At 64.3% G+C, this 25,108-nt stretch carries 23 protein-coding genes and 1 tRNA gene; 11 read left to right on the top strand and 13 right to left on the bottom strand.

Translation table 11 applies throughout. The features are described from left to right. The first annotated feature begins 1 nt into the window (after nt 1). The 4 genes from BLW05_RS12205 to BLW05_RS12190 all read left to right on the top strand — a co-directional run bounded on the left by BLW05_RS12205 (nt 2) and on the right by BLW05_RS12190 (nt 6,111). A complete protein-coding gene (locus BLW05_RS12205) occupies nt 2-4,060 on the top strand; it encodes a translocation/assembly module TamB domain-containing protein (RefSeq protein WP_093162811.1) in 4,059 nt (1,352 codons plus the stop codon). 22 nt (nt 4,061-4,082) lie between these two features. Continuing rightward, nucleotides 4,083-4,157, top strand: a tRNA-Arg gene (locus BLW05_RS12200). A gap of 176 nt (nt 4,158-4,333) precedes the next feature. Then, entirely contained in the window at nt 4,334-5,557 is a 1,224-nt protein-coding gene (locus BLW05_RS12195) for a tyrosine-type recombinase/integrase (RefSeq protein ID WP_093162809.1), read from the top strand. Then, a complete protein-coding gene (locus BLW05_RS12190) occupies nt 5,557-6,111 on the top strand; it encodes a hypothetical protein (protein WP_093162808.1) in 555 nt (184 codons plus the stop codon). The genes BLW05_RS12195 and BLW05_RS12190 overlap by 1 nt, the downstream gene beginning before the upstream one ends. Before the next feature lie 69 nt (nt 6,112-6,180). Here the strand turns inward: BLW05_RS12190 and BLW05_RS12185 are convergent, their stop codons facing one another. The 5 genes from BLW05_RS12185 to BLW05_RS12165 are packed head-to-tail and all read right to left on the bottom strand — an operon-like array spanning nt 6,181 to nt 9,317. Continuing rightward, the gene (locus BLW05_RS12185) at nt 6,181-7,539 is read right to left on the bottom strand and encodes a replicative DNA helicase (protein ID WP_093162806.1); all 1,359 of its coding nucleotides are present in this window, start codon (nt 7,537-7,539) and stop codon (nt 6,181-6,183) included. Next, a complete protein-coding gene (locus BLW05_RS35380) occupies nt 7,536-8,405 on the bottom strand; it encodes a helix-turn-helix domain-containing protein (protein WP_143044822.1) in 870 nt (289 codons plus the stop codon). The genes BLW05_RS12185 and BLW05_RS35380 overlap by 4 nt, the downstream gene beginning before the upstream one ends. Beyond that, nucleotides 8,402-8,830 carry a hypothetical protein gene (locus BLW05_RS12175; protein ID WP_093162804.1) on the bottom strand — a complete coding sequence of 143 codons (429 nt, stop codon included), beginning with the start codon at nt 8,828-8,830 and terminating at the stop codon, nt 8,402-8,404. The genes BLW05_RS35380 and BLW05_RS12175 overlap by 4 nt, the downstream gene beginning before the upstream one ends. Continuing rightward, on the bottom strand, nt 8,827-9,078 hold the full coding sequence (locus BLW05_RS12170; protein ID WP_093162802.1) for a hypothetical protein: 252 nt from the start codon (nt 9,076-9,078) through the stop codon (nt 8,827-8,829). The genes BLW05_RS12175 and BLW05_RS12170 overlap by 4 nt, the downstream gene beginning before the upstream one ends. Further along, nucleotides 9,078-9,317 carry a helix-turn-helix transcriptional regulator gene (locus BLW05_RS12165; RefSeq protein WP_093162801.1) on the bottom strand — a complete coding sequence of 80 codons (240 nt, stop codon included), beginning with the start codon at nt 9,315-9,317 and terminating at the stop codon, nt 9,078-9,080. Before BLW05_RS12165 ends, BLW05_RS12170 begins: the two co-directional genes overlap by 1 nt. Before the next feature lie 577 nt (nt 9,318-9,894). Between BLW05_RS12165 and BLW05_RS12160 the strand changes: the two genes are divergently transcribed. Genes BLW05_RS12160 through BLW05_RS12150 form a run of 3 tightly spaced genes read left to right on the top strand, consistent with a single transcriptional unit; the run spans nt 9,895 to nt 11,817 of the window. Further along, the gene (locus tag BLW05_RS12160; protein ID WP_093162799.1) at nt 9,895-10,668 is read left to right on the top strand and encodes a hypothetical protein; all 774 of its coding nucleotides are present in this window, start codon (nt 9,895-9,897) and stop codon (nt 10,666-10,668) included. Continuing rightward, nucleotides 10,661-11,179, top strand: a complete 519-nt coding sequence (locus BLW05_RS12155; protein ID WP_177142629.1) for a hypothetical protein — start codon at nt 10,661-10,663, stop codon at nt 11,177-11,179. Before BLW05_RS12160 ends, BLW05_RS12155 begins: the two co-directional genes overlap by 8 nt. Nucleotides 11,180-11,211: 32 nt before the next feature. Next, complete coding sequence (locus tag BLW05_RS12150; protein ID WP_256330225.1) at nt 11,212-11,817, top strand: Rha family transcriptional regulator; 606 nt, start codon at nt 11,212-11,214, stop codon at nt 11,815-11,817. Here BLW05_RS12150 and BLW05_RS12145 read toward each other — a convergent pair. Continuing rightward, a complete protein-coding gene (locus BLW05_RS12145; protein ID WP_093162798.1) occupies nt 11,814-12,005 on the bottom strand; it encodes a hypothetical protein in 192 nt (63 codons plus the stop codon). The two genes, BLW05_RS12150 and BLW05_RS12145, sit on opposite strands and share 4 nt — an antisense overlap. A gap of 174 nt (nt 12,006-12,179) precedes the next feature. Beyond that, complete coding sequence (locus tag BLW05_RS12140; RefSeq protein WP_093162797.1) at nt 12,180-12,614, bottom strand: hypothetical protein; 435 nt, start codon at nt 12,612-12,614, stop codon at nt 12,180-12,182. Between the two features lie 267 nt (nt 12,615-12,881). On the opposite strand from BLW05_RS12140, the gene BLW05_RS12135 reads away from it, so the two are divergent. After that, nucleotides 12,882-13,136 (top strand): excisionase, encoded by a 255-nt coding sequence (locus BLW05_RS12135; RefSeq protein WP_256330222.1) that lies wholly within the window; start codon nt 12,882-12,884, stop codon nt 13,134-13,136. A 240-nt stretch (nt 13,137-13,376) separates the two neighbouring features. Here BLW05_RS12135 and BLW05_RS12130 read toward each other — a convergent pair whose 3' ends face one another. The 3 genes from BLW05_RS12130 to BLW05_RS12125 form a co-directional block, all read right to left on the bottom strand. Continuing rightward, a complete protein-coding gene (locus BLW05_RS12130; protein WP_093162795.1) occupies nt 13,377-13,727 on the bottom strand; it encodes a hypothetical protein in 351 nt (116 codons plus the stop codon). Nucleotides 13,728-13,777: 50 nt separating this feature from the next. Beyond that, nucleotides 13,778-13,996: a hypothetical protein gene (locus BLW05_RS35375; RefSeq protein WP_143044821.1), complete on the bottom strand. Its 219-nt coding sequence runs from the start codon at nt 13,994-13,996 to the stop codon at nt 13,778-13,780. 211 nt (nt 13,997-14,207) lie between these two features. Then, complete coding sequence (locus BLW05_RS12125) at nt 14,208-14,966, bottom strand: hypothetical protein (protein WP_143044820.1); 759 nt, start codon at nt 14,964-14,966, stop codon at nt 14,208-14,210. 1,255 nt (nt 14,967-16,221) lie between these two features. Between BLW05_RS12125 and BLW05_RS12120 the strand changes: the two genes are divergently transcribed. The 3 genes from BLW05_RS12120 to BLW05_RS12110 all read left to right on the top strand — a co-directional run bounded on the left by BLW05_RS12120 (nt 16,222) and on the right by BLW05_RS12110 (nt 18,855). Next, a complete protein-coding gene (locus BLW05_RS12120; protein WP_093162793.1) occupies nt 16,222-16,749 on the top strand; it encodes a hypothetical protein in 528 nt (175 codons plus the stop codon). Nucleotides 16,750-17,086: 337 nt separating this feature from the next. Continuing rightward, on the top strand, nt 17,087-17,797 hold the full coding sequence (locus BLW05_RS12115; protein ID WP_093162791.1) for a hypothetical protein: 711 nt from the start codon (nt 17,087-17,089) through the stop codon (nt 17,795-17,797). 182 nt (nt 17,798-17,979) lie between these two features. Continuing rightward, nucleotides 17,980-18,855, top strand: a complete 876-nt coding sequence (locus BLW05_RS12110; protein WP_093162790.1) for an LOTUS domain-containing protein — start codon at nt 17,980-17,982, stop codon at nt 18,853-18,855. Between the two features lie 52 nt (nt 18,856-18,907). On the opposite strand, the gene brxL is transcribed toward BLW05_RS12110, so the two are convergent. From brxL to BLW05_RS12095, 3 genes are read right to left on the bottom strand one after another with little or no spacing between them, the layout of a single operon-like run. After that, the gene (brxL, locus tag BLW05_RS12105; protein ID WP_093162788.1) at nt 18,908-20,974 is read right to left on the bottom strand and encodes a BREX system Lon protease-like protein BrxL; all 2,067 of its coding nucleotides are present in this window, start codon (nt 20,972-20,974) and stop codon (nt 18,908-18,910) included. Nucleotides 20,975-20,978: 4 nt separating this feature from the next. Beyond that, complete coding sequence (locus BLW05_RS12100; RefSeq protein WP_093162787.1) at nt 20,979-23,504, bottom strand: PglZ domain-containing protein; 2,526 nt, start codon at nt 23,502-23,504, stop codon at nt 20,979-20,981. Next, a complete protein-coding gene (locus BLW05_RS12095) occupies nt 23,501-24,847 on the bottom strand; it encodes a type II restriction endonuclease subunit M (protein ID WP_256330221.1) in 1,347 nt (448 codons plus the stop codon). Before BLW05_RS12095 ends, BLW05_RS12100 begins: the two co-directional genes overlap by 4 nt. Nucleotides 24,848-25,108: the final 261 nt, after the last annotated feature.

Below are 25,108 nucleotides of genomic sequence, written 5' to 3'. Positions count from 1 at the left end.
CATGGCCGACGAAACACCTGAAACCACGCCAGGAATCGCGCCCACAGCGCCGAAGCGCTCGCGCCTGCGCCGCGTGCTGCGCGGGCTCGGCTGGTTCGTGGGTGGCCTCGTCACGCTGGTCATCGCGCTGCTGGCCGGCGCATGGTGGTGGCTCGGAACGGACGAATCGCTGGCCTTCGCGCTGTCGCGCACCGCGCGCCACCTTCCGGCGGACCAGTCGCTGGAAAGCCGCGATGTCTCGGGGTCGCTCCGCGCAGGCGGCCGCATCGGCTGGCTGCGCTGGCAAAGCCCGACGCTCGCCGTCGAAGTGAGCGACGCGCGCATCGGCTGGCAGCTCGCACCGCTGTTGCGGCGCCGCGTGCAACTGGGCGAAGTGCACGCCGGGCAGGTGGTGATCGAGCGGCGCGGCACGCCTGAAGACAAGCCGGTCGAGCCGCTCGAGCAGATCGTGCTGCCGGTGCAGATCGAGCTACCCTTTTCGATCGATGACCTGCGCTGGGCCGGCCCGCCGGCGCTGCAGGCCACCAAGCTCGCCGGCAGCTATCGGTACACCAGCGAACACCACCACGTTCTCGAGATCGTCGGCGTGGAGGTCGCCGACGGCCAGTACGGCGCGCACGTCGATCTGCAAGGCCCCGCGCCGATGGCCATCGAGGCGAAGCTGAACGGCCGCATCCGCGCTTCGCTCAACAAGGAGAACCCGCTCGATCTGCTGGCCAATGCCAGCGTGGCGGGCACGCTGTCCGGACCGGACGCGCGCCTTGCGGTCGCCGCAGAACTGCAGCCTGTCGATGAAGACACGGCGGCGCCGACACGCGCGCAGTTGCAGGCCAATATCGCGCCCTGGCAGCCGCAGCCGGTGATCGACGCCAAGGCGGAACTCGAGAACGTGGACCTCGCGCGGCTGTGGCCCGAGGCGCCGGCCACGCTGCTCACCGGGCACATCGAAGCCGGCCCCGACGGTGCGGCAGCCACCACCCGCTGGAAGGCGACCGCCGACATCCGCAACGCGATGGCGGGCCCCTGGGATGCAGGCAAGCTGCCCGTCGAACAGGTCGAGGCCGAGGCCGGCTTCGACGGCACGACCTGGACGGTGCCTGAAGCCACCGTGCACCTCGGCGGCGGCAGCATCGAGGCCGAGGGAAGCTGGAGCCCCGCACCCGAGCCCTGGCAGGCACGCGCCACGGTGCGGGGTGTGCAACTCGGGCAATTGCATTCCGAGCTCATCGGCGCGCCGCTAGGCGGAACCATCAAGGCCGACCAGGCGGGCGACACGATCCGCTTCGACGTCGCGCTGCGTGCCGAAGGCGGCGCAGGCTTGCAGGGCGTGCTCGTCGAACGCGCCATCGCTCAGGGGCAGTGGCAGAACCAGGTGCTCGATCTGCGAACGCTGCGCCTCGAGGCCCGGCAGGCGAGCCTCGAAGGCCGATTGCAGGTGCAGGTCGCCGAACAAGGTGGCAGCGGCAACTTGAACCTCGTGGTGCCGGGCGGCAGCGTGCAGGTGCAAGGCCGCATCGCGCCGGCCAGCGGCAACGGGCAGGTGCGCACGCAGATCGACGATGCCGCGGTCCTGCAGCGCTGGATCGAAGGCCTGCCGGAGATGGAAAAGCTCTTCGCCGGCGTGCGCATGAAGGGCAACGCACGGCTCGAAGCGAGCTGGAAAGGCGGCTGGCAGGCAGTGCAGCGGCGCCTTCAGACCGCCAACGAGCCGGCCCCGCGCGGGACCGCCGAACCGACGATCGACGCCACGCTGACGGTCCCCAAGCTCGACGTCGAGCTCCCTCCGCCCGAATCGGGCGAAACCACCGGCATCGCTTTCGCCAACGTCCGCGCCGAGCTGGCGGGCAGCCTCGCGCAATCCACATTGGCGCTCAAGGGCGAAGCCACCACCGGTACGCGCAAGATCACGCTCGATGCGCGCGGCAGCGGCGGCATCGATCGGGCCAATCAATGGCGCGCGGCGCTCGCCACTTTCCGCGCGCAGTACAAGGACAGCACGCGACCCGGACCGTGGACGCTCGCGCTCAATCGCGCCTTCAGCGCCACCATCCGCACGATCAACGGCAACACGTCGCGCCTCGAAGTCGAGGCATCGGGCGCCGGCGCGGAGGTGACCGGCCCCGTGCCGGGCACGCTGAAGATCGACTGGCAGCCGCTGCGCTTCAGCCAGAGCGGCTCCGGCACGACCCGCTCGACACGGCTGCAATCCAAGGGACAGTTCCAGGGCCTGCCCATGGCTTGGGCCGAGGCCTTCGGAGAGACCGACACGCTCGAGCGCATCGGCTTCAGCGGCGACCTGATGTTCAACGGCGAATGGGACATCGATGCCGCCGACATCCTGCGCGGCCACGTGCGCGTCAATCGCCAGAGCGGCGACCTCCGCGTGCAGGCGGGCGAGGCAGCGCTGGTCACGCGCGTGCACAGCACCGGCACCGGCGCGCGCAGCGAGATCACCATGGACGCGGCCGGCCCGGGTGTCAGCACGCCGGCCAAGTTGCGGCAGGCCGAATTCCGGCTCGACGCCGAGGGCGACACCGTCCGGGGCCTTCTGGCCATGGACAGCGAGCGCGGCGGCCAGGTGCGCGTGGAAGCCAGCACGCGCCTGCTGCAACGGCCCGGCGGCTGGCAATGGGCCGCCGACGCACCGCTCGCGGGTCGCGTCACGGCGACGATGCCCAACCTCGGGGTCTGGTCGATCCTGGCGCCGCCGGGCTGGCGTATCGCCGGGACGCTGCAGGCGGATGCCACGCTCTCCGGCAACCGGAACGATCCACGCTGGACCGGCACGCTCGGCGCCGACCAGCTCGCGCTGCGCGCATTGGTCGACGGCCTCGATCTCCGCGAGGGCCGCCTGCGCGCGACCTTGGCCGGCAATCACGTGGAGATCAACGAGTTCACCCTCAAGGGCGGGCTCGGCAGCCAGACGCGCATCCCCGGCCAGAGCGGCAACCTGAGCACGGCGGCCAGCGAAGCCGCGAGGGACGGTGGCACGCTGACGGTGCGCGGCGATCTGTCGTGGGGCCCTGCACCGGCCCCGGGGGCCGGCAGCGGCATCCGGATGGACATGCAGGCGCAACTGCGCTCGCTGCGCACGCTGGTGCGATCGGACCGCCAGCTCACGCTCTCGGGCGACCTGCAGGCGCGGCTGGAGAACGGCCAGTTCACCGTGCGCGGCGACCTGCGGACCGATCGTGCGGTCATCATCCTTCCGGACCAGACCGCACCCAGCCTCGGCAGCGACGTCGTGATCCGGTCGGCGGTCCGCGATCGCGAGGCAAAGGAAGAGGCCGAACGCCTTGCCGAGGCCACCGGACGCATCGGCGCGCGGCCGCAGACCGCGAAGCCGCCCGACGTGATGGTGACCTTCGACCTGGGCGAGGACTTCGCGGTTCAGGGCCGCGGCATCACGACACGCCTGACCGGCAAGCTCAATATCCAGAGCACCGCGCTGAATGCCCCGCCGCGCGTGACCGGCGAGGTCCGCACCGTCGCCGGTCAGTACCGCGCCTATGGGCAGCAGCTCAACATCGAAACCGGCATCGCGCGGTTCAACGGCCCCGTCGACAACCCGCAGCTCGACATCCTCGCCATCCGGCCCAACATCCAGCAGCGCGTCGGCGTGGCCATCACCGGCACCGCGCAGTCGCCGCGCGTGCGCCTTTATTCCGAGCCCGCGCTGTCCGACCAGGAAACGCTGTCGTGGCTGGTGCTGGGACGCGGCTCCGCGACCAGCGGCAGCGAATCGGCGGTGCTCCAGCAGGCCGCGCTGGCCCTGCTCGGCGGGCTCGGCAGCGGCGGCACGGGCGGCGGGCTTGCAAGCCGCTTCGGGCTCGACGAAATCGGCTTCCGCGGACCGAGCGACGGCGGCGAAGTGCGCGACTCGTCCGTCACCGTCGGCAAGCGCATCGCGCGCGACTTCTACATCACCTACGAGCGCAGCCTCGCGGGCACGCTGGGCACGCTCTTCGTGTTCTACGACCTCACACGCAACCTCACCCTGCGCGCGCAGGCTGGCCAGCCCAGCGGCATCGACCTGATCTACACCTTGCAGTTCGACTGAACTGGTAAAGTTGCGGGCCTTCGTCCTCGTAGTTCAATGGATAGAACGGGGTCCTCCTAAGACTCAGATACAGGTTCGATTCCTGTCGAGGGCACCAGAGACCCGAATCACCGAGTCTCACCAAGCCTCAAAGCCCGCACGTTTCCCCAGCGTAGCGGGTTTTTCTTTGCGTCATGCCGTCTCACCTCGTAGCATTGCATCGCGGAGAAATACCATCATTTTTGTTGGCATCTCTAAGCGACCGAAATCCTGATACCAACAGAAGAACGAGCCATGGCACTTACGGACACCCGCATCAAGCAACTCAAGTACAAGGGCGCCCCAACTGGCGAGAAGTACGCGGACGGGGGCGGCATGTACTTGCACGTCTCCGCAACCGGCAAGTACTGGCGCATGAGCTATCGATTCGCCGGGAAGCAGAAGACGCTTGCCCTTGGGATCTACCCCGATGTCTCGCTTGCCAAGGCCCGCGAACGGCGCGCCGAAGCACGGACACTGCTTTCGGACGGCATCGACCCAAGCGCCGCGAAGCGCGAGGAGAAGTTGGCCCGAGTCGCCGCGGCTGCAAATACCTTTGAAGTCGTAGCGCGCGAGTGGCTAGTCAAGACGGCAGCTAAGCGACAGCCGATCACCCAAGGCAAGGTCAAAACGTGGCTCGAAAAGGACGTTTTCCCATTCATTGGCAAGATGCCCATCTCCAATATCGGTCCGCGTGACGTGCTTGAGCGGGTTGTCCGCAAACTGGAGGCTCGAGGTGCAATCGATACGGCTCATCGGGTCAAGCAGCTTTGCGGGCAGGTGTTCCGATTCGCTGTTGTGTCCGGGCTGGCCGAGCGAGACGTTACCTCCGATCTACGCGAGGCCCTGGCGTCAAAGGCAGGCAAACACCATGCGGCGATCACCGATCCCAAGCAAGTCGGCAACCTGCTGCGCTCGATCTACGACTACACGGGACACCCCTGCACGGTCGCAGCGTTGAAGCTCTCCCCAATGGTGTTCGTGAGGCCCGGCGAACTTCGCACGGCGGAATGGGCCGAAATTGATCTCGACGCAGCGGAGTGGCGCATCCCTGGGGCAAAAATGAAGATGAAGGTCGATCACATCGTCCCGCTTGCGACGCAGGCCATCGAAATCCTTCGTGAGATGCAGCCGATTACTGGACATGGGCGCTATGTGTTTCCGAGCATCCGCACGGGCGAGCGCCCCATGAGCGAGAACACCGTAAACGCGGCCCTGCGCGGGATGGGCTACAGCGCGGAGGTCCATACAGCACACGGCTTCCGCGCGACGGCACGCACGATCATGGATGAGGTCCTGGGCGAGCGTGTGGACCTCATCGAACATCAGCTTTCCCACATGGTCAAGGACGCCAATGGCCGGGCCTACAACCGGACAGCGCATTTGCCGGCGCGGCGCGAAATGATGCAACGCTGGGCGGACTATCTCGATAAGGTCGCGGCTGGCGCGGACGTGATCCCGCTCCGGCCGACCGCCTGATGTTCGCGTCCATATTCCGTTCGATGGCGGACGAAGAGCTATTGCACTTCGTCGATGTCGCGGGCAGTGAGTGCAGTGCCCTCGTTCTCGAGCTCGCAAAGAGACTCGCTCAGCGCGTTGATGAAAAAGAGGAGCTTCGCGCGGTAGTTGCAGACCTCGAAGAAGACGCCGGCATCCGCGGCCTCAAGAGGCTGGCCGAGGTCATGGAGGAAGACTATGGCATCTTTGGCCTCACGAGGCTGGTAGAGCAACTTGAAGCTGACGTCGATGGAGGACGGGTCGCGGTCCCGCAGCGAATTGAACCTCTTAGAAGCGCCCACCGCCAGATCCGTAGGACTCCCATACCCCGCCGGACGCACAGAGATGTGGCGTTGGAACTGCTCCCCGAGGTCGGAGCCAGCATGCCGAGCCACAAGCTATCAAAAGTCCTCGCAGAGCGGGCGGACACCAGCGCCAAGGTGGCCGTCAACATCACCCGGCGACTCGTCATGGAAGGTGTGTTCAGCGCTCAGGGCCGCGGCGCAAAACGGATCATTGCCCGGGCGCGAATGTGATCGCATCAGCAAACCCGCGTACCGCTGCAAAGGCCTTCGCGGCACGCTTGGTGCGGATCTGATCGGTGTTCATGATGACATCCCTCGGCTGACCGGCTTGGGCGCCGCAGAGCGAGTCGGCACGGCACCATCCCAGTCGGTGATCTGTTGTCGCGCACCCTCGAAGCGAAGCGGCACGAGGCCTTGCGGTCCATTGCGGTGCGCAACGATCTCCAGTTCAGAAAAACCCTGAAATGCGGGTTCGCGCTTGCTCGACGGGTGCGCCCAGTCGGTGAAGAGCAATGCGATCTGGTCGGCAGCGGCCTCAATGGCGCCGGAGTCGCGCAAATGGCTCATGGTGGGACGCCCGTAGTGCTCGTCCGCCTTGCGTGACATCTGAGACAGCACCACGACTCCAATTTGCAGATCGAGCGCCAGCGCCTTGATGCCGTTGACAATCACATCGAGTTCGCGATTCCGGTTCTCTTCGCCTGCCCCCGCCATCAATTGCAGGAAGTCAACGAACAGGACGTCAAGGCCATGCTCGCGCCGCACCTTCAAGGCCTTGCGGCGGATTTCGAGCAGGGTGAGGCTCGATTGATCATCGTGGACGAGGTGGAGATCGCCCAGGCGTTGCGCCGCCTCCGAAACGGCAGACCACATGTCGTGGTCCTTGGGGTCGGCGCGCAGGATGCGCCCAAGGTCGAACGAGCCGGCCGCTGCCGTGTGCCGGTGCATCAACTGCGACACCGGCATTTCCTGCGACAGGAACAGCACGTTGTAGTCCCGCGCCATATTGCGGGCCAGCGCGAGCGCGAGCGCCGTTTTGCCGTTCTTCGGGCGGGCGCCGATCACCATCATTTCGCCCCGCCGCAGGCCGCCATTGAGCAGCCTGTCCAGTCCGTCAATGCCGGTCGCGATTGCGGGGTTCTTTCCCTCGCTGAGGTCATTCAGCAGCGAGAGATAGGCAACCAGCGATTCGTTGATGTGCTGCGGCTCACGCTTCGACTTCGCGGTCGCGAGCTTGGCAAGCATCATCTGCGCAGCATCGATCTGCTCGGCCGACGTGCCCGAAGACGCGGCGAGGTCGACGATCTTCTGCCCAGCGCGCATGAGTTCGCGTTGGCGATGACGCTCGGCGACGACGGCCGCATGACGGCGGATGGTGGTCGCCGACGGCACGTACTGGGCCAGGTCGTGGAGGCGCACAAGGTCGCCCTGCGCGGCCTTGCCATCTGCACGCATGGCGTCGAACGTGGCGATCACGTCGAAGGCCTGCCCAGCACCGGCCATCGCCCGGATCGTGCGGAATGCGTCCGCGTGGAACGGCGCGTAGAACATCGCTGGCGTGAGGTCGGCAACGTGGTTCAGTGCATCGTTGTCGAGCAGCACGGCGCCGATCACGGCCGCCTCAGCCTCCAAGCTGTGCGGTGCGGTCAGGGCGCTCATCGCGTGACCTCCGCAACCCGGTTGTCGTAGTTGCCAGCGACAACCTTGTTGAAGTTGCCGGACCTCATCAGCCAACCGATGTCACAGCCGCTCCACTTGCCATTGCGGCCCGTGAGGAAGTCGGACTTGGCGGCATGAGCGAAGAAGCTGTCGAACCACTCGATGGCCTCGGCCTTCGTGCTCGCGTAGGGAGCCCCGTCGTCCTTCTTGGCGGTCAACATCTGCCGCCACCGTGCTGTCATCTCGCGCGCCGCCGTGCTGTTCGCCCAGAGGCCCCTGCGCGGCTGGGGCAACATCGGCAGGTGCTTAGCGTACAGGTCGAGCAGTTCGCCGTGCGGGCACGAAGGCGTGGCGCCAGCCGCGCCGACAGAAGAATCGACAGATTCTTCTATTGACGGTTCCTGACGGTTCAGTGACGGTTTGTCTGCACCCGGTTGCAGGGGGTTGGTGCACTCCAGTGCAGGGGCGCGAGCACCTGGTTGCAGGGGTGCACTCGATTGCAGGACTGCACCCGGCTGCACCCCTGCAGTGGATTGCGAGGGTGCTACGCGGTTCAGGGGTGCACTCGATTGCAGGGGGGCTCCCGCGTTGCGTCGAGCGCCGAGGCGGTCGAGAAGGATTCGGTACAGGTTGGCCCCACGTGGACCGCACCCGACTTTGACCTCGAGCTCGCCGCTGTCCCGCAGATCAGCAATCGTGTAGTTCGCCGCGCGCGGCTTCACGCGGCATTTGCCAGCCAACGTGCCAACGGCCGGGTACGCGCGGCCCTGATCGTCGGCAAAATCTGCGATGGCCAGCATCATCAGCAGGTGTGCGCCGCTGTGCTGAGACTGCTCCCAAACGCGCTTCATGACAGCGATGCTCACGACACCGCCAGCGGGTCATCGAGGCCTACCGATGCACCCAGTTCGCCCATGCGCTCCGCCACGCGCAGCAGGCGCACCGCGTACCGCATCGACAATTCCTTGTCGTGCGTGGACGCGAGACGCGCGATGCCTGCGGAGAACGCATCCAGTTGGGCCTGCAGGCTGCGCACTTCGCGGTCGCGCGGGTCTTTCTTAGCCGGCCGGGTGCCGCTGGGCCCCCAGGCGAGGGCCACGCCCTTGCGCTTGCAGCCAAACGCACCGGCCGGGCGATCGCCTGCGCGCAGCACATACCACCCATCGCAGGGCGTGCCCTGACCATCGGGCGCGAACATGTGCACGCGACCATCGGCGAGCAGTTCGGCCGGCGGCTGCATGCCCGTGCAGGCGATGATGACCTTGAAAGACTTGATCGGATCGGTTGTCATTGAGAAATCTCGGTGACCTGACGGAGGAATGCCTCGACGTCGTTGAGATGGGAAAACATGTGAGATTGGCCAGAGCGGCTCACGACATACAGATTCCGGCCGGCGAGGTGCTCGATCTTCAATTCGTGGCCATGCAGTGCGAATTGGGCTTGCAGGGTGTCGACACGCTTGCTGCTGATACGCAGGTTTCGCCGCAGGCTTTCAGCTTGCTCCAGCACCTCGGCCGACTTTTGTTGCACAACCGACATCAGGCGGCGTCCTTTTCCAACACCTTCGCACGGTGGCGGCGCAAGGCGCCGACGTTCCAACGGGTGGTGCCGGGCCCGAGCTTTTCGGGCGGCGGCAGCAGGCCGTTGGCGCTCCATCGCCAGGTGGTAGGAACGGAAATGTCATGGATGCCCGCCACGGCGCGGACATCGATGTACGCCGAGTCAGGCAGCTTGTCGAAATCCAGCGCACGAGCGGGCGCAGGGGTGTTGGTTGCCATCGTTCCCTCCAATACACCCGGTCGAGTCCGTAGTCGCACCACGGCGTGGTGCCAAATAAAACACGGTGATCCGAGATGAGTCGATTGATTCTTCGGGCGCACCCCATCAAAAGCGAACCCTAGGGGGGGAGAAGTGGAAAGTGGAAATATGTAACTGAAAACTAAGGGCACCTCAGGCCGCCCCGCTCGCCCCATTGCGGACGAGGCAGTCTGGTCGGCATCGAGAGGCATTTGACCCCCCGTAGGGTTTCGATCGGAGCCTCGCGGCGAGGACTATCAAGTCTTCGCGTGGGGCGCCGCCGAACCACCCCAAGGCAGAGCACGGGAACACATAGGAAGGTGCCACGCCGCTGCCTAGCTGAAAGCCCTCGGCCCTAGCGGACAGGGATTGAACTGGCGAGTCGCGTTTCACCGGTCTCCCTGCTAGATCGCACCGTAGCGGAGCACCACCTGCCCCATACGAACGCGCCCACGCCGAAGAGTGCCAGCTTGACGAGCTTGTACGCGAGGTATCCAGACATGGGCGCGCTGTACCAATCAACGGCCGAGATGTGGGCCGGAATTCAAGGAGAAAACGATGGGATCGAAGTCTGTTTTTGAGAACCTCGCTGAGGGCGAAGTGAATCGCCAGCGCAGCACCTTCATGGTCGACATGATGGCCACTGAACGCCAGCGTCAGCGGCAGCGGGACGCCATGGCGCCGCAGCAGCACGCGGAAGCCACGGCACGCAAGTTGGACGATGGCCTCTTTGCTGACGACCCGGAGATCCAACGGTTGACCCAAGAGCACCAGACCATCGCCGCGCGTGTGGAGCGCCTGGGGCGCGCCAGCCGCACCGAGCTGCAGGCAGCTATCCAACGCATCGAGCAGGAGGTGTCCGCGGTTCAAGACCAGGTGCGCGGCGCGGCGGTCGATGATGTTCTAGCTGGCGACTTCGACTTCCCGCGTGGCGCAGCTCTCGTGCTTCGCGCGGAGCAGCTGCGCCATCAGCTTGAGGCCGCTCGGCGGGCCCTTGAAATCATCGTGAAGCCGCCACACGAGCGCACCCATTTCGATGCAGAGGCGCACCGCGCGAAGGAGGCCTTGGCTGTCGCATTGCTGGAGCGTAAGCGCGCCTACGTTGCTGCGCATCCCGAACTGCTCGATGGCCGTGTCGTCGTGCCGCAGCCGGTGCAGTCGGGCGGAGCGGATGTCGAATCCGTGTCCGACGCAGAGCTGCAGGACCAGGGCACGGAAGCCCCGAAGCTGAGTCTGGAGACCGCGGCGACCGATGAGGCGCGGGCAGAGACGGAAGCGCCCTCGTTGGGTAAGGGTGGAGGTGTCGAGGCGGAGGTTTCGATCCATGGATGATTCACTGCGCCGCAAGAGCTCGACGGAGCTCGTTCTCGAGGCCGTTGCGGATCTGCACGCCAAGGAGCAGCTGGCCACACGCGACACGATCGCCGAAGTCACCGGTCTGAAGAAGACCATCGTTGACGACCGCCTCAAGGTGCTCGTGAATGACGAGCGGATTCATCGCGTGCGCGATGGCGTATTTGTCCCGGTCGTCAAGCATCCGCCGGCACGCGCAATCAGCCACACCATGCTGCCTGACGGCATGTGCAAGCTCGAAGTCGGGGACGACGTGCTGATGCTCACACCACGAGAGCAGCGCATGCTCGGGGTGATGCTGACCGGCACAGCGATGCAGTTCTCGCAGATCGAAGCTGGGCACCAGTCCGCTGTCCTGGCGTCGGGCATCAATGAGCGCGTGCTTCGATTGGAGCGAATGGCGTCCGCCGCCGCGAACGAAGCCTCCGGCGATCGCGCTAAGAGGGATCTGCGCGCGATCGCGTCCTCGGCATCGGCCGAGCCAACATAGGGAGATCCGTCGTGCTGGGCGGGAGATCGATCTTGCAGACCAACGAACCGAACAACCTTGTGATCCTGGCCCGCGATGGCGAGCCTGCGGCAAGCACCGAGGTCATCGCCTCGGGGATGCAGCAGCAGCATGCGAGCGTCATCAAATTGGTGCGCAAGCACATGGCGACGCTCGAGACCTTCGGCTTGGTCAGATTTCAAATCCGACCAAGATCGGCCGGTCAGCACGGCGGCGGTGATGTGGAGTTGGCCGAATTGAACGAGCAGCAGGCCACTGTGCTCATCAGTCTCATGCGGAACAGTGAGCGCGTGGTCGAGTTCAAGGTGCGGCTGGTGTCGGAGTTTTATCGTATGCGCAGCGCGCTCCAGAACCGCGACATGTCGCTCTGGCAGCAGCTCATGCGGCTGGAATCCCGCGACAAGAACTCCCTCGAATGGGCCTCGTTCGGTTCGCGCAAAATGCACGAGCGCCGCCGCGAGCTGCCCGAGATCCGCAGGGAGCGAGCTCGGCTCGAGTCGGAGATTCAGCAGCCGCTCCCGGGTGTTCAGATGCCGGCCGGGCTACCTGCAGCGCCCAGCCTCACGGTTGTGAACAAGGGATGCGCCAGCAACGACGCAAGGAAGAAGCGCTCGGCCTAGTCGTCGGTGGAGTTGAGGATCCTGCGCTGTTCCTCTTGCCATTCCGGCGTGCCGCCCATGATCACGTCGCTCCAGGTGCCGTCCGCGTTGAAGACGCGCACTGCAAACCGGTCGAGCTCGCCCGCCTTTGCCTTCTCAAGAAGATATTCAAGCCGCGCGAGACAATCGCGCGCCAGCCGCGGCGCCACGAGAGCGTATGGAGGCCTACTACCGGCCTCGCTACCTTTGGCGGGCGATGAGGTTTTCAAGCACCTGATCAACTTGCTCCTTCGAGCCTGCGCCAGCAGATTGGCGCGACGCCGGGGGCGGTGGTGGTGCCGCTACCGACTTGGGTGGTGTCCTAACCCGATTGTGAACGGGCTCTAAGCCCGAAACGCATACAACCGGTTGAGGAACACAGTCACAGCAGCAAGGAGAAGGGATGCAACGAAGAGACCCAATCGGCTCCAAGAGTCGCGCGTCTCCTTTCCCACCGGGAAGAGCACACCCTCGAGATAGCGATCAAGCTTGCTGACCACATAGCCGGAGAGAAACGCCGAAACGACGCGCCAAATTTCCTTGAAATGCGTTTCCTCGCCGGCGAATGGCTCGAAGGCGACACCTATGATCCATCCGCAGAGCCCTCCGATGAGGGCAGCAAGGCGATTGGCGTAAATTGCTTGAGGGTCGTCTCTCGCGCCACCTACACGCCCGGTCAGGTGCCAGATGAGGGCAAGCAGCGTCAGAAAGGCCAACGCTGTAAGCAGGACGGTGCCTGGCGCTTCTGCGTGCAGAGCTTGTTTGAGCCAGTCGTACAAGGTACCTCCGACAGTGGGTTTGTTCAAAAGTACATGTCGGCTTCGGCGGGAACATCCCCACAAAGGAGGAGGAAGGTGGTACCGGGCTTCCCCAGCGACGGGCCACCTCGAAGGACTGCGCAGGAGGAGGCGAGCCGGCCCTGTTAACAAATGTCAAGGTTACCGACGCAATAGCCTGGCCTGCGCGTGCCCAGCTACCTCATAAAACCTCACTTCTGAACCACGATCGCCGATGCAGTAGACCGCTTCCTTTTTTGGAGATATGGCATGGATGCAGGTGCCTTGATGCGCTCCCGAGTCGCGGCGCGGTTCCGCGGCGACGAGCGCGTGATCGTTGTCAATGCGGCTCGATTCGTCACCGTCGAGCTCGCCGGCACGATCACCGGACTCGGCTCCAACGCGGTGCGCAAACGCATCGAGCGGGGCATCTGGCTCGAGGACGTTCACTGGCGCCGCGCCCACGATGGTCGTATCTGGATCGACATGAAGGCGGTGGAACGCTGGATCGAGCAGTCCCCGTGAGGGCCGGGGGACCCGACAAAACCTAACATCGCGGGCACTCTTGAACGTGAGAAAACCTTCGATCGGGCCGCGGTGCGGCGCCCCCCCGATCGCTAATATCCAAGCGCGCGGTGCCCATGCAGCTAGCTGCTGCCCGGCTGGCCGGGCTCGTTCGAGTTCGTGCAAGGGCATCAATGCGGTGCGCGAGATCAGCGCGCAGGCGAAGGCCGGCTATAGCGAAGGACGCGGCGGAGGTCGCGACTACTTCTTCGAGTAACTGCCGTCCATGCTGGTCTCAGCGCCAGCGCCGCAGTAGCCGGCGCATCCCTTCGTGGTGACGGCGAGCTTGCCGCCCTTCAGGTTCAGGACGGCAACGCAACGATCGGTTGCCGCGCCGTCGGTCCACGCGAATCGATCCTGATCGACCGCTTGCGCCGTGCCCTCAAGCTCGCACCGGGACTGCCCGGCAGTGCTCACGAGCGTGAATGCGGCCGTGTCGCCCGAGCGGGTGATCTCGGCTTGCGCTCCGCGCTTCGCGTAAGTCGCGGTCTGCGCGGAGGCGAGGGTGGATGCGAGGGCCAGGGTCAGTGCGGCGAAAGTCTTAATGGTCATCAGTGCTTGCAGTTGAAAAAGAGCGGCGATCGTACCCGGGCAGGCGGCGGTCAGTCGCGCGCGCGAGGTTCGACCGACGGGATGTTGCAGACCCGCATGCTGACGGTGTATCCGCGCTCGACGAGTCGCGGCGCGTCCTTACAGAGATGGCCCAAAACGGGCCGGGCACGACGCCCGGACCCATGTTCATGATCGTGGGGCCGGGCTTCACTGCGAAGCACGTGCTCGCGGCGATCCGGGTCCGCGAAGGCGGTGACGTTCGCCTTCATGACGCCTTCGCTAGGCCGCCGCCTTTGTGGAGGGATGAGATGGCATGCAGCCGCCTTGACCCGCTCCCGGCTCCCTGGTCCCGGCTCCCTGGTCCCGGCTCCCTGGTCCCGGCTCCCTGGTCCCTGGTCCCTGGTCCCTGGTCCCTGGTCCCTGGTCCCTGGTCCCTATGGGCAAGTTTCTACGCTTGCCGCGACGATGCCTCGGCTGAGATCAGATCGCCCAGCCCGTATCGCGCAGCGCGAATCCGAGTGCATGCACGGCGAGCTCGGCGTCCCCCTCGACGGGGTCTCGAAGGCTTTTCGTATGGGCCTCATTGCCTTTACCTCGAGCGTGCAGGCGAGCAACCAGCTGGGCCAGCCAGGCCACACCAGTTTTCTCGTGTGGCGCCTTGGCGACTTCGGCTGCCACCCTCCCAAGGTCCGCGCTGAGGATCGCCCGGTCGTGCCCCTGGGAGACCATCCAACGCGACAGCAGCATCGTCAGCGCGTTGCGGCAATGGTCGATGACGGAGATCGGCGTCTCCCTAAAGGCCGAGTTCAGCACCCGATCCATGGCCTCCGTTACCGACTTCCGGAATTCCTCGGGAATCTTGGCCGTATCGATGCGCGGCATGATGCCGAAAGCCGACAGAGACTTAAGCGTCACCAAGACGTCACCGCTGGCAAGGTTCTCGGTCTGGACGATTCGCCAGGCCGATGGCGCTCGCGCCGTTCCGAGCGCGAGGATCGAGCCCTCGCCGCGTCGCGGCATGGACAGTAGAGCGACACATGCGCTGTAGACGTTGAGGGACTTGGCGGGTTGGCCGCTGATCCCGATAGCGCGGGTGAAAGGATTTTCGTAGGGATGCGGAGCAACGGAGCGAATAGACGGCTGGGTGGCTTCCGCCTGGTAGAGCCTTCCGCGCCGCGTGCGCGTCACCGCGTCAAAAGTGTCCTCGCGGAAAACCCATGAGAACGGGCTTTGCACCATGCCGCCTGGCATGGTTGTCCCAATCTGGCTGTGCCTCGATCAGCTTGGCCTGCGTCACGCTCGGAGTAGGTACCGCCGGCAGCACAGGGCCGTCGCTTCCCTCGTAGAGGAGACCCTTTTGCTGATCGATTCCCAAGTACATGTGCCGCTCTGATGGAAATATGAACGCCGCAATTGTGGGGCGTCTAAGCGCGTCACATCGCCTGAATCCAAGAGCGCGGTATCCACGCAGGTATCCATCGGATTGGTGGCTTCCCCGGCCCATGGTTACCAGCGGGGTAACCATGAAAACCGGGGCTTCACGATCGGGCCTCGATTGTTGGCAAATGTTGGCATTCAGATTGCCAGCTGCTCCAGAAAGCTCCAGTTCAGTCCGCCATAGAGGCCGGCGAAGACCCCCATCTCCCTCGAAAGCCGGCACAGGATCGGCCCGGTCGCCTGTTGTGAAATGTTGTGGAGCAGCCGCGGATCAGCGGGCCAAAAGGATCAGCTGCCTGCTATCAATTGTTATGGTTCGCGAGGGATCGAGAGGTCCCGGCCGAAGCGCGCCGGACCTGACAAAACCTTACATCGCGAGCAGGCGTTGGACCTGAACCTGAGATCCAGCGCCGCGCCGGCATTGACAAAAGTTGACATCGCCGACCGCGCAATCTGCGTCGAGCAACCTCATAAAACCTCAGCTCGGCTGGGCGCCGCGTGGAACGGATAGGTGGTTCAGAAAACTTCAGGTGCGGCGGGCGTCGCCGAACGGGTTACCACGGCTGCGGTTACCAAGCCGGTTACCACGGAAACCAGGGCCGACCGCAGCCGCAAAACAGATCAAGAATTGGTCGGCCGCCACGGGTACGCACCGGCTCGGTACGCAGCGAGGTACGCACGGAATCCCAGAGCAAGGCGAAGACCGGAACTGCTGACCTCCGGGCTCGGCTTCCGCACCCGGCGCCTTTTCTTCGGGGTCCATTCCATCCCGCGCCGCATCTCCGCGATCAGGGCGCCAGGGATGTAGCCCTTCTCGTCGACTGTGAACAAGCCTTCCAGCTGCCCGCCGCAGCGAGCTGCTGCAGGAGCCCGCGAACGGCGTCGCCCACCTCGATCGATCGTGCATGGCACAGCTTCTGGCATTCGACATAGATGTTCCGGTCGAGCCGAACGTTGAGCACGAGGGGCTGCGCGGAAGATGTGATTTGCTTCCCGCCCAGATGGTAGGCCGCGTACGCCGTACTAGCGCCTAAACGCCACCAGCTACGATCGCTGGATGCGCTTCGCCCTGATCTCGGCCGTTCTGCTCTTGGCTGCCGGCACTACCCACGCTCAGCAGGTTTACCGCTGTGGCAACCAGTACAGCAGCGAGCCCTGCGGCAAAGGGAAGCTGGTCGACGTGTCGCCACCCGTTCGGAATCTGGATGCGCGCGGATCTGCGGAGGTCTACCTTTGCGTCAGCAACAGCGGCGGCAGGTTCTGGTCCTCGGAGCATTGTCGTGAACGCAGCGCGCAGATCGAGCGGATCGAGTCGGTGCCCGGCGGCCTTCCCTGGGCCGAACAGGTGCAGATCGCGGATCAGCAAACGCGGCAGGGCTACGCTGTGCAGAGGCAGGCCATGGAGCAGCGAGGCGCCAGCACGGCGGGGACCACTGGCCGCGATCCGTCACGCTGCGCTGACTTCAACCAGCAGGTGGAGTACTACGATCGAATGGCGCGACAGCCTCAAAGCGGAGCATCCCAGTCGTGGATCGCAGAGCGGCGTAAGGAGGTACGAGATCAACAATTCCGGGCCGGATGTTGAGTCCGCGTGCCCGTAAGGGATCGCTGCAGCGCATTCATTTGTCCCCGCCCAAGTTCGTGTTCATTCCGGGGATCGAGAACCTGTCAAAACCTGACATCGAGACCGCGTTGACGCAAAGCCCGAAGCGGACGTGACCAGCTGGCGTCCACTCCGTGGTTGATGTCCCGGGACGGAGTGTAAGTCTACTTTCACCCGCTGCACGGCAAAGCGCGTAGGGCGTAGCCCGAAACGCTTTGCCCTGTCAAAGCCGCGAATGGCGCTAATGGAGGGAGTACGGAATCCGACGTGAGAGAGATGCGCCAAAATGCGGGCTATCTTTTGACGCGGAAAGGCTACAGTGATCGACGACGAAGACTCCAAAGTGAGGAGGAACCTAGTCGTGATGAGCTCGGCGATTGTTGTCTTTGCGTGGCTCAGAATTCCAGAAGGGCTCATCACCGAGCGCCTGCTCGGAAGCAGGGATGCCTTTGAGCTTTCCCAGTGGCGACTATGGCTAGCGGTCCTCGCTGTTCTCGTCTATCTCACGCTGAGGTATCAGTTCAACAATGAAACCACCGCTCAATGGGCACGCTTTCAAAGCGAAAAGGCCGAGGGCCGGAATCAACTAAGGCAAAGCTTCGTCCGAAAGCAAATCGAACACTGTGCTGCAACGGGCACAGACAAGACGATCTTCGGCAACACACTCACCGCTACCCTCAGACATGCCGCCGCGTATTACATCGAAAACGGAGACAAGATTTGGGGCCCTGGGCGATGGCGCATTGAGCAACTCACGGTCATCCCCAAAGGTCCGAGGAATCGAGAAGGCGAGGTGCGATTCCTCTTCCTACCTCAAGACGATGGCGACGGCGGAACGTTCCCTGAGCGCACACTCGGCTACGTGTTCACTCGGCGCCGCGAAGCGTGGTGTTGGCTCGCCAGCGCGATCCGCACCACATTGCATTCGCAAGGTACCGCCGATGTCATTTGGCCGGCGGGTGTCACATTGGTCGCGGCGGCGATTGTCGGTTGCCGACTTGGATCTGAGATAGCGCGGCTGATTCTGTAGGTGCGACGGAACGACAGCGGGGCAATGCGCCCCGCTCACTGGGTTACAAGACGATTCGCCGCAGGTGCCCACGTAATGCTCGCATGCGTTGCTGATCGGGGTAGAGGGGCTACTTCCAGTTCCGTAACGCCTTCGCTTGAGGAGCGGGGATATCGATTACGTCACGAACGTGGGCCAAAATCATGAGCAAAGAAATAGAGCCGCGGACGTTTGAAAGAACGCCTGCGATCGACGAGGTGCTGAGGCGTATCGGCCGCAACCTCGTTATCTTCCAGCAGATCGAGCACGTGCTGAAGTTTCTCATGACGCACGCTCACTTTCACGCTCCGGCGAGACAGTTCGCGGAGCACTTCGCCAAGCACGCCGAGTCGATCGCGAAGAAGTCCATGGGAGACTTGGCGGGCAAGCTTACGGGCACGGTCCTCCTCCAGCGCGAAGGCGACGCGACGCCAGAAGTGATCGACGAGGCCTGGTTCGGTTTTCGCTTCACGATCGAGACCGACGCCGAATCCGTCGCGCGACACGAAGCGGAGCTGAGGGAACTGGTCAATCGCCGCAACGAGCTCGTGCATCATTTTCTGCCGCGGTGGCAGTCGGCCATCGCAGGCGACCTCGAGGCGGCTCTCGCTTGGCTAGAGGGGCAGCGAGAAGCCGCGGTCGCAATGCTAGATCGCCTGCAGGGCTGGGCGCGAACCATGGAGATGGCGCGCAAGGAACAAGCAGCCTTCTTCGCTTCCGCCGACGGCCATCGGCAGATGGAGTTGCTGATATTGCGCAGCAGCCGACTGGTCGTGATGCTTGGGCAGGTTGCGATGGCGACGCCGCGGGCGGACGGGTGGACCGTCCTCCAGACCGCCGGAAACCTGATTCGTCGCGACGCGCCCGCGGAGCTGTTGGACATGCGTACGCGCTTGGGGTACTCGACCCTCAAGGCCGTGCTACAGGCAACGGAGTTGTTCGACCTTGCCGAGGAAACGACGCCGGGCGGCAGCACCCGGACAATCTATCGCATCAACGAACGGTGGCGACTGGACATCGCACAGCCCAAGGACACGTGATTGGCTCGCTATCAGGATTGAACCTGCCCCAGCGAAGACGGCCGGCGCCAGGTCAAGCCCGGAAGATGTCGACCTTGGTTTCCAGGCACTTGCGCAAGTGAAGGTCGTTGGCACCAACCTCGAACCAGCCGCCCGGCTTCTGATAGAAATCCAGCCCCCGCCCAATCTTGATGATCCAGCCGTTGTCGAGCCGTATCTCTCGGTCGTGGATGTTCGGGTTCAGCTTCACGTCCAACTCCACGTCCAGTTCAAGGAGGCTTTGTTTCAGCTCTTCGAGCTTCTCGGCCATTTCGGCCAGCGGCGTCTTGTCGTCGTGGCCGGTGATCAAGGTGATCTTCTTGACCGTACCGGCGCGCAGCACCGTCTCGCAGAAGCGTACGAAGTTCTGAATCTGGTGCTGAAGCCGGATGTACGGGTCCTCGATCACGAGGGACTTGGCGCCTTTCAGGTACGGGCCGATGATGAACTCATAGCTGTAGCCGGTATCGCCGTACAGGATGGTGAAGTGCTGCTCCTTTGGCTCGGGATCAATCACTGGCGGCGGGACGGCAACGGGCGTGGGAACGGGGGCAGTCGCAGTAGCAGACACGGGTGCTGAAGTAGCCAGCGCCACGGCTTGCGAATTGCCCGCGGACAGCCTCCGCCGCGCCGGCTCCTGAGTCGCAATCGCATCCTTCGACTCGGGGCACCACACCACCACCTCTTCGCCGCCCGCCTTGAAGTATGACAGCCCAATTCGCGCAAATTCGTCGTCCGGCTTGCGCTTGTTCATCTGCTCCTTCACACGGCGCCGGCACTCGACCGCGTAGGACACGTACTCCTCGAACTCTTCGTCTGTGGGCGCGCCATTTGGGTGAAGGATCTTCAGGAACGCGCAGACCGTCTTCTTGATGCCTTTCTCGTCACGCCCTTCAATCGCCTTGCCCAGCTTGATGCGCTTGCTAACTTCCTCGTACCGGTTGGTGTGCTTGAACTGGTAGTGGAAGGCCTCTGCCAGGTAGTCGGTGATGAAGCCGTAGCTCGCGGTCAAGAACTCGCTGCTGTTCTTGGGCATCTCCCAGCCAGGGATGTAGGCGGCAAAGCGGTCCATGACCGCCAAGTCCAACTCCGGCGGCAGCGGCTGAAACAGGTCATGCTCGTTGGAGTTGACCACCTGCTGCACTGAAACGTCGATGTTCCCGACGAAGCTCAAGCTCGCGTCGGCAATGACCTCGGCGCCGCGCGAGAAGCGCCCGTTGGCCATGAAGTCCTTCATGATCTGGATCGTGTCCGGGTCGCGGACCTTGATGCCGCCAACCTCGTCGAACGCTACCGTATCCCAGTACCCGACCAGGCCCACCTTGCGGCGCGCGTTGTTGTAGAAGAGCGTGGCCTTTGTCGCCTGGCCGCCGGAAATCAGCGTGGCGTAGGGCGAGAACTCGCTGAAGAAGTACGACTTGCCCGTGCCGCGCGGCCCCAGCTCGATGTAGTTGTAGTTGGGCTCCACCAGCGCTGCCAGGCGGGCGATGAAGTGCAGTTGCACGCGCTTCGACAGTTTCGTGGGCTCTAGGCCGACGGAGCGGAGCACGGCCGCCAGCCATTCATCGCGCGTGAACCCCGCGCGCCCTTCGGTGTAGCGGGTGAAATCGAAGCGCGTCAACTGGATAGGCCGCAGGTCTTCGATCGAGAACGCATAATCGTCGTCCTCGATGTCGTTGTGCGCCAATGTCACCTCGGCCCAGATGCCGCCTTCCAGCAGGCGGTCGTTGTCGCGATAGAACTTCTCGCTGATTGCAATGCGCTGCGAGTTGAAGTTCTCCAGCGAAGCCCAGTGCCGCTTCTCCTTCTCGACGTAGCGCACATGCACCTTGTCGATGAACTTGTGCTTGCCCTTGGTCGCCACCCTGGACTGCGCTGCATTAGCCTCGTCCGGCCGCACGTAGTTCTCTTGTAGCGTGGAGAGCACGGCTTCCATGCCTGCGTCCAGCTCGGCCTGATCGCTGCTGGCGCAGTAGCGGGCCAGCAGGAACTCCAGCACGAAGGTTGGGACGTTGGTTCCCTTCTTGATCCGGTGCAGCAAATCCTTGCGCAGCACCTTGCCGTCGAAGGCGGCGTTTAGCTTCTGGTCCAGTGCGTCCATCGGGCTACTCCACGTAGTCGGTCTCGAGCGGCAGGCTGGCAAGCGCGGCCAGCGTCGTCGGGTTCAGCGCCTTGACCGTGAACTTGCCTCTGAATTCGTCATCCATTCGCAGCGCAATCTGCTTGCGCTGGCTGGGCAACAAGGTGATTGTCCGCGTTGCCGGGTTCACGTCGGAGCCCGTGCGGGGCTCGCCCACCACATTGCCCTTGCCGTCCTGCGCTTCCAACAGGATTTCGACCGCGGTCTCCTGGGTGAACATGTCGTCCGAGAGCAGCGCCACTTCCACCACCGGCATCCGCGTCGTGATTCGCTTGGCTCCGCTCTTGTAGTTGAGTTCGACCTTCACCATACCGCGCTCGGCCGGGCCGCCGGAGTCCAAGCGAGCGACGAGCACTGGCACCACCGCCTCGGCGAGCGACGCGCCGCCATGGAAGTAGAGGTGCCCCTTGCGATACGGCGCCATGCTGCGCGGCAGCGCCACTTGCTTGAAGTCGCCGCGGATGCCCAGCTTCTGGGCCGCCATCACCAGGCTGTGTGAGTCGGCCGTGCCGTCGCCCAGCATCATGCGGTCATGCGCGTTGGTCCACTTGCCTTGCGGCTTGACGCACACATCGCCGGCCTCGGCCTGCGCGTTCAGGAAGAAGCCGTGGTCGGCCACGATCACCGCGTCCTTGAAGCCCAGGCCGCGCAGCTTGTGCAGGGCGGCGCGGATGAGCTTCAGCGTGCCTGGGATGAGGCCCAGCGTGCTTTCGGGATTGCTCTCCAACTGGCTGTCGATCTCGGTCGAACGAAGCACCAGCAGGTCGATGGTGTCGGCCGGCTTGATCTTGCTGCGCACGAAGTCGCCCAGCGGCATCTCGCCAAAGCGGTCGCCGTAACGCTTGGCGATCACGCCCATGCGCTGCGGCACGCCCGCGGCCGGCATTCCGTCCACCTTGGGGACCAGCGTGTCGCCCTCCAGCGCCAGGCTCAAGCCTGCGCCCGCGCCGGGCAGCAGGCTCGCCATGCCGACAATGGTGATTGTCGGCAACTGAGCGTAGGCGGCGTGCAGTTCGACCGGTCCATCCTCGGCCAGCATCTTCTCCAGTGCCACGCCTAGCTCGTAGCGAAGCGCATCGACCATCAGGTAGGCCACCTTGCGCCCGCTGTCCTTCAGGCGCGAGCCGACCAGCTTGTCGAAAACGTCGGCATTTGCTAGCCGGCCCGCCGGCGGCCAGCCCGTAGTCTCGATGTGCTTGACGAAGACGCCTTGCACCTTCTCGGCCAGCCGCCGATAACGCGCCCGCGCCTGGATGCTGACCTCGTGCATCAGGCCGTGGGGGTCCAAAAAGTCGCCCATCGCCTGCTCGAACTCGCGCTGCAAGCGGTCGGCTTCACGCAGACTACCAAGGTAGAAGTCGAGCAGTTCCGACTGGCTACGCGCGTGGTCGGGCAACTGGCGCTCGAAGTCGTCACAAGCCTCGATCAGGCCCAGGCCGGCGCGCACCAGCTCCCACTGCGCCTGGCTCTCGCCCTTGCCCAGCCAGACCGAACTCTTATGGCGCGCCAGCGCGCGACGGGTGGCATCGGCGTCGCCTGAGGTGATGCCCTTAATGGCGCCGCGAAGAAAGGTGCGTTCCTCGAACGGGAAGGTATCCCGCTCGCCCAGGTCGTCGATGGTGCCGCACAGCTCAACCAGCTTCAGGTCCTTCTCGATGCCCTCCGCGCGCTCGATGTAGGCGTCGCGCGACTTCGGGCTGTTACGCAGCTGCTCGCAGACATGCTCGATCACCGGCCTGGCCTCCGGCGGCGCGTGCGGCACGCCCTTCAGAGGCTCGGGCAGCGCGACCGGCAGGTCGAACACGAACTCGCTGAAGAGCACGTAGCGCCACAACTCGTCGGCCAGCGCGCCCCAGGTCTTGCCGCGGGTCTTGACGCTCATCGCCAGCGTGGCGCGCAGGAACTCCGTGGACTCTTGGACCCAGCCGTCCTTGGCCTTTAGCGCATCCTGCTGTGCTGGGCCCGGCGCCAGCAAGCCGACCAGAATCTCGCGGCCGGACTCCACACCCAGCGTGGCACGCAGCTGGGGCCAGCTCACGCCGCCGCCGATCGCGTCAATCACCGCGAAGCTGGGTCCACCGGCGGACGAGGCGAACACCTGCCGAATCTCGGTCGCATGATCTGGCTTGGCGCGCAAGCAGAGGCTGAGGTAGTCGTCACCGTCGTCCTGCGGGAAAACCGCACCGCACGCCGCGAAAATTGAGAACGGGTCGGCCTGCTTGTCTTCGTCGGTTTCGGGGCGCTTGGCCGGGACGTAGATCAGCGCGCCTTCGAGCTGGTGCTTGGGCCTCCCGAGTTGCTGTAAGGCTCGCAGCGCGGCCTCGCGGCTTTCGATGCTGCTTTCGGCGGTGTCCACGAGTTGCAGCTTGTCGGTGGCAAGGGCTAGGCAGAGGTCGCGGTAGCGCTGCTGGGGGTCATAGACGACCAGGCAACCGGCCTTCACCAGGCGAGGACGAAGCACTTGCTCGCGCACGTACTCGGCAATGCTCATTCGTCGGCTCCCTTCTTCTTCCGCCCGCCTGTTTTCTTGGGCGCTCCTTCAGACTCGACATACAGGCTCTCCAGCCCATGCCCGATGGCCAGGGATTTGTCGGTTTTGCACTTCTCGCGCACGCGCAGTGGCCAGTAGTTCATGGCCAGGTGCGCCCAGTCATACTTGGCGGCCTCCAGATCGGCCCAGGTGTCCTTCAGCAGCTTCTGCCACGGGCGGTGGCGGAACAGCGACCACAGGGGCGCTGCGCAGATCAGCACGCCATCGTCGTGGTTTGGCTTGTAGGCCGAGGCCAGCTTGAGCAAGGTGTCGCGCAGTTCGATAAGTTCCAGCTCGAAGGCTTGCAGGGACTCGAACCGCTTCTCATCTTCCCGCCTGCGGGCGGAGCCCTTATTGCGCAGCGCGCTCACCTGCTCGGCGACCAGTTTGAGCTTTGGTTCGACGAAGTCGTTGACGGCGGTGTAGAGCGTCTGGCTGGACAACTGCGGGTAGTAAACCCACAGCGTGTAGCTGCCCGACGACGTGGCCAGCGGCCAGTAGATCGGGGCCTTGCGGCGGCTCTTGGAATAGCGCTGCAAGTGGAAAGGGAAGAACTCGCGTTGTAACCAGCGGCGTGCGTCGTCGGGCGCGCGCAGCTTGACGCGGGCGAAGACCTCCTCGATCAGGTGCGGCAGGTCATGCGGATGGCCCGGGTCGTCCGGCAAGATGCCCGTGTGGACGAGGAACGGAGCGGCGCCGTCGGGCAACATGCCGGGGCTCTTCGTCGGCAGCGGATCAAAGGGCTCCGGTTCAGCCGACGCAGCCCGCTCGGCCGTGGCCAGGCGAACGTCGAAGCGGCCGAAGGCGACGCCCACGGCCCAGGACAGCAGCCCGTCGGCCGACGGCACCTCGGTGGCGTCATCCTCGTCGCCTCCTTCATCATCATCATCGGTCGCCTGTTTCTCCATATCATCGCTGCCCGACTGTGCGCCGCCCAGAGCAGCCGCTCGGTCGGAATCGGAAAACTCGTAGAGGTCAAAGGCGATGTCGTCGATGTCGGCCTGGATGCGTGCAAGTTCGGCCTCGATAGCGGGCGGATCGAACTCCCCCGCCCGTGGCCGCAGCGCGGCCGGGAGCAGGAAGGCGTGGGAGGTCTCGTTGACGGTGTCGAGGTTGCGCTTCAGGGACCACGCGCGGCGCGCGAGTTTGGCCAGACTGGCGCGTTGCCCGGCTGTGAGGTCAGGAACTGGCGATTGCCTGATAAGACCGACTTCAAAGGACTGCGCCAACTCGACACGCGCAAGCTGTACCGAGACCAGTAGGCCGAACGCCCGACTGTTGAGCAGACTGACCAGTGCGAGCAATTCCTCCGGATCGTCGTTAGGGACAAACGCAGCGGGTCCCTTGTGGCCAAAGATGCAGTCCGAAGGTAGGACACGAAAGCTAAGCCCATTTGTTCGGGACGGCCAAGTTAGACCCGGATGAAAGTATGGGTTGTTCCTGTGGAGGACAAACTCCGCACTATCTCCTAAGTATGGATACTTGATAAGCAACTCCGCCTCGATCTCTCTCGCATCATCAGCCCAATCTACGATCAGGTAGACATCTGCATAGAAGCGCGAGAA

It is taken from the genome of Variovorax sp. YR216, from assembly GCF_900107745.1.
Taxonomy (GTDB): Bacteria; Pseudomonadota; Gammaproteobacteria; order Burkholderiales; family Burkholderiaceae_C; genus Variovorax.
This window is presented reverse-complemented; position numbering and strand designations above follow the sequence as displayed.

Bases quoted from the DNA above. Each gene is read 5' to 3' on its own strand.
- BLW05_RS12205 (WP_093162811.1), top strand. From the start codon at position 2: ATGGCCGACGAAACACCTGAAACCACGCCAGGAATCGCGCCCACAGCG.
- BLW05_RS12175 (WP_093162804.1), bottom strand. From the start codon at position 8,830: ATGACAACCGATCCGATCAAGTCTTTCAAGGTCATCATCGCCTGCACG.
- BLW05_RS12190 (WP_093162808.1), top strand. From the start codon at position 5,557: ATGTTCGCGTCCATATTCCGTTCGATGGCGGACGAAGAGCTATTGCAC.
- BLW05_RS12120 (WP_093162793.1), top strand. From the start codon at position 16,222: ATGCGCTTCGCCCTGATCTCGGCCGTTCTGCTCTTGGCTGCCGGCACT.
- BLW05_RS12110 (WP_093162790.1), top strand. From the start codon at position 17,980: ATGAGCAAAGAAATAGAGCCGCGGACGTTTGAAAGAACGCCTGCGATC.
- BLW05_RS12170 (WP_093162802.1), bottom strand. From the start codon at position 9,078: ATGTCGGTTGTGCAACAAAAGTCGGCCGAGGTGCTGGAGCAAGCTGAA.
- BLW05_RS12100 (WP_093162787.1), bottom strand. From the start codon at position 23,504: ATGAGCATTGCCGAGTACGTGCGCGAGCAAGTGCTTCGTCCTCGCCTG.
- BLW05_RS12185 (WP_093162806.1), bottom strand. From the start codon at position 7,539: ATGAGCGCCCTGACCGCACCGCACAGCTTGGAGGCTGAGGCGGCCGTG.
- BLW05_RS12125 (WP_143044820.1), bottom strand. From the start codon at position 14,966: ATGGTGCAAAGCCCGTTCTCATGGGTTTTCCGCGAGGACACTTTTGAC.
- BLW05_RS12135 (WP_256330222.1), top strand. From the start codon at position 12,882: ATGGATGCAGGTGCCTTGATGCGCTCCCGAGTCGCGGCGCGGTTCCGC.
- BLW05_RS12130 (WP_093162795.1), bottom strand. From the start codon at position 13,727: ATGACCATTAAGACTTTCGCCGCACTGACCCTGGCCCTCGCATCCACC.
- BLW05_RS12160 (WP_093162799.1), top strand. From the start codon at position 9,895: ATGGGATCGAAGTCTGTTTTTGAGAACCTCGCTGAGGGCGAAGTGAAT.
- BLW05_RS35375 (WP_143044821.1), bottom strand. From the start codon at position 13,996: ATGAAGGCGAACGTCACCGCCTTCGCGGACCCGGATCGCCGCGAGCAC.
- BLW05_RS12155 (WP_177142629.1), top strand. From the start codon at position 10,661: ATGGATGATTCACTGCGCCGCAAGAGCTCGACGGAGCTCGTTCTCGAG.
- brxL (WP_093162788.1), bottom strand. From the start codon at position 20,974: ATGGACGCACTGGACCAGAAGCTAAACGCCGCCTTCGACGGCAAGGTG.
- BLW05_RS12195 (WP_093162809.1), top strand. From the start codon at position 4,334: ATGGCACTTACGGACACCCGCATCAAGCAACTCAAGTACAAGGGCGCC.
- BLW05_RS12165 (WP_093162801.1), bottom strand. From the start codon at position 9,317: ATGGCAACCAACACCCCTGCGCCCGCTCGTGCGCTGGATTTCGACAAG.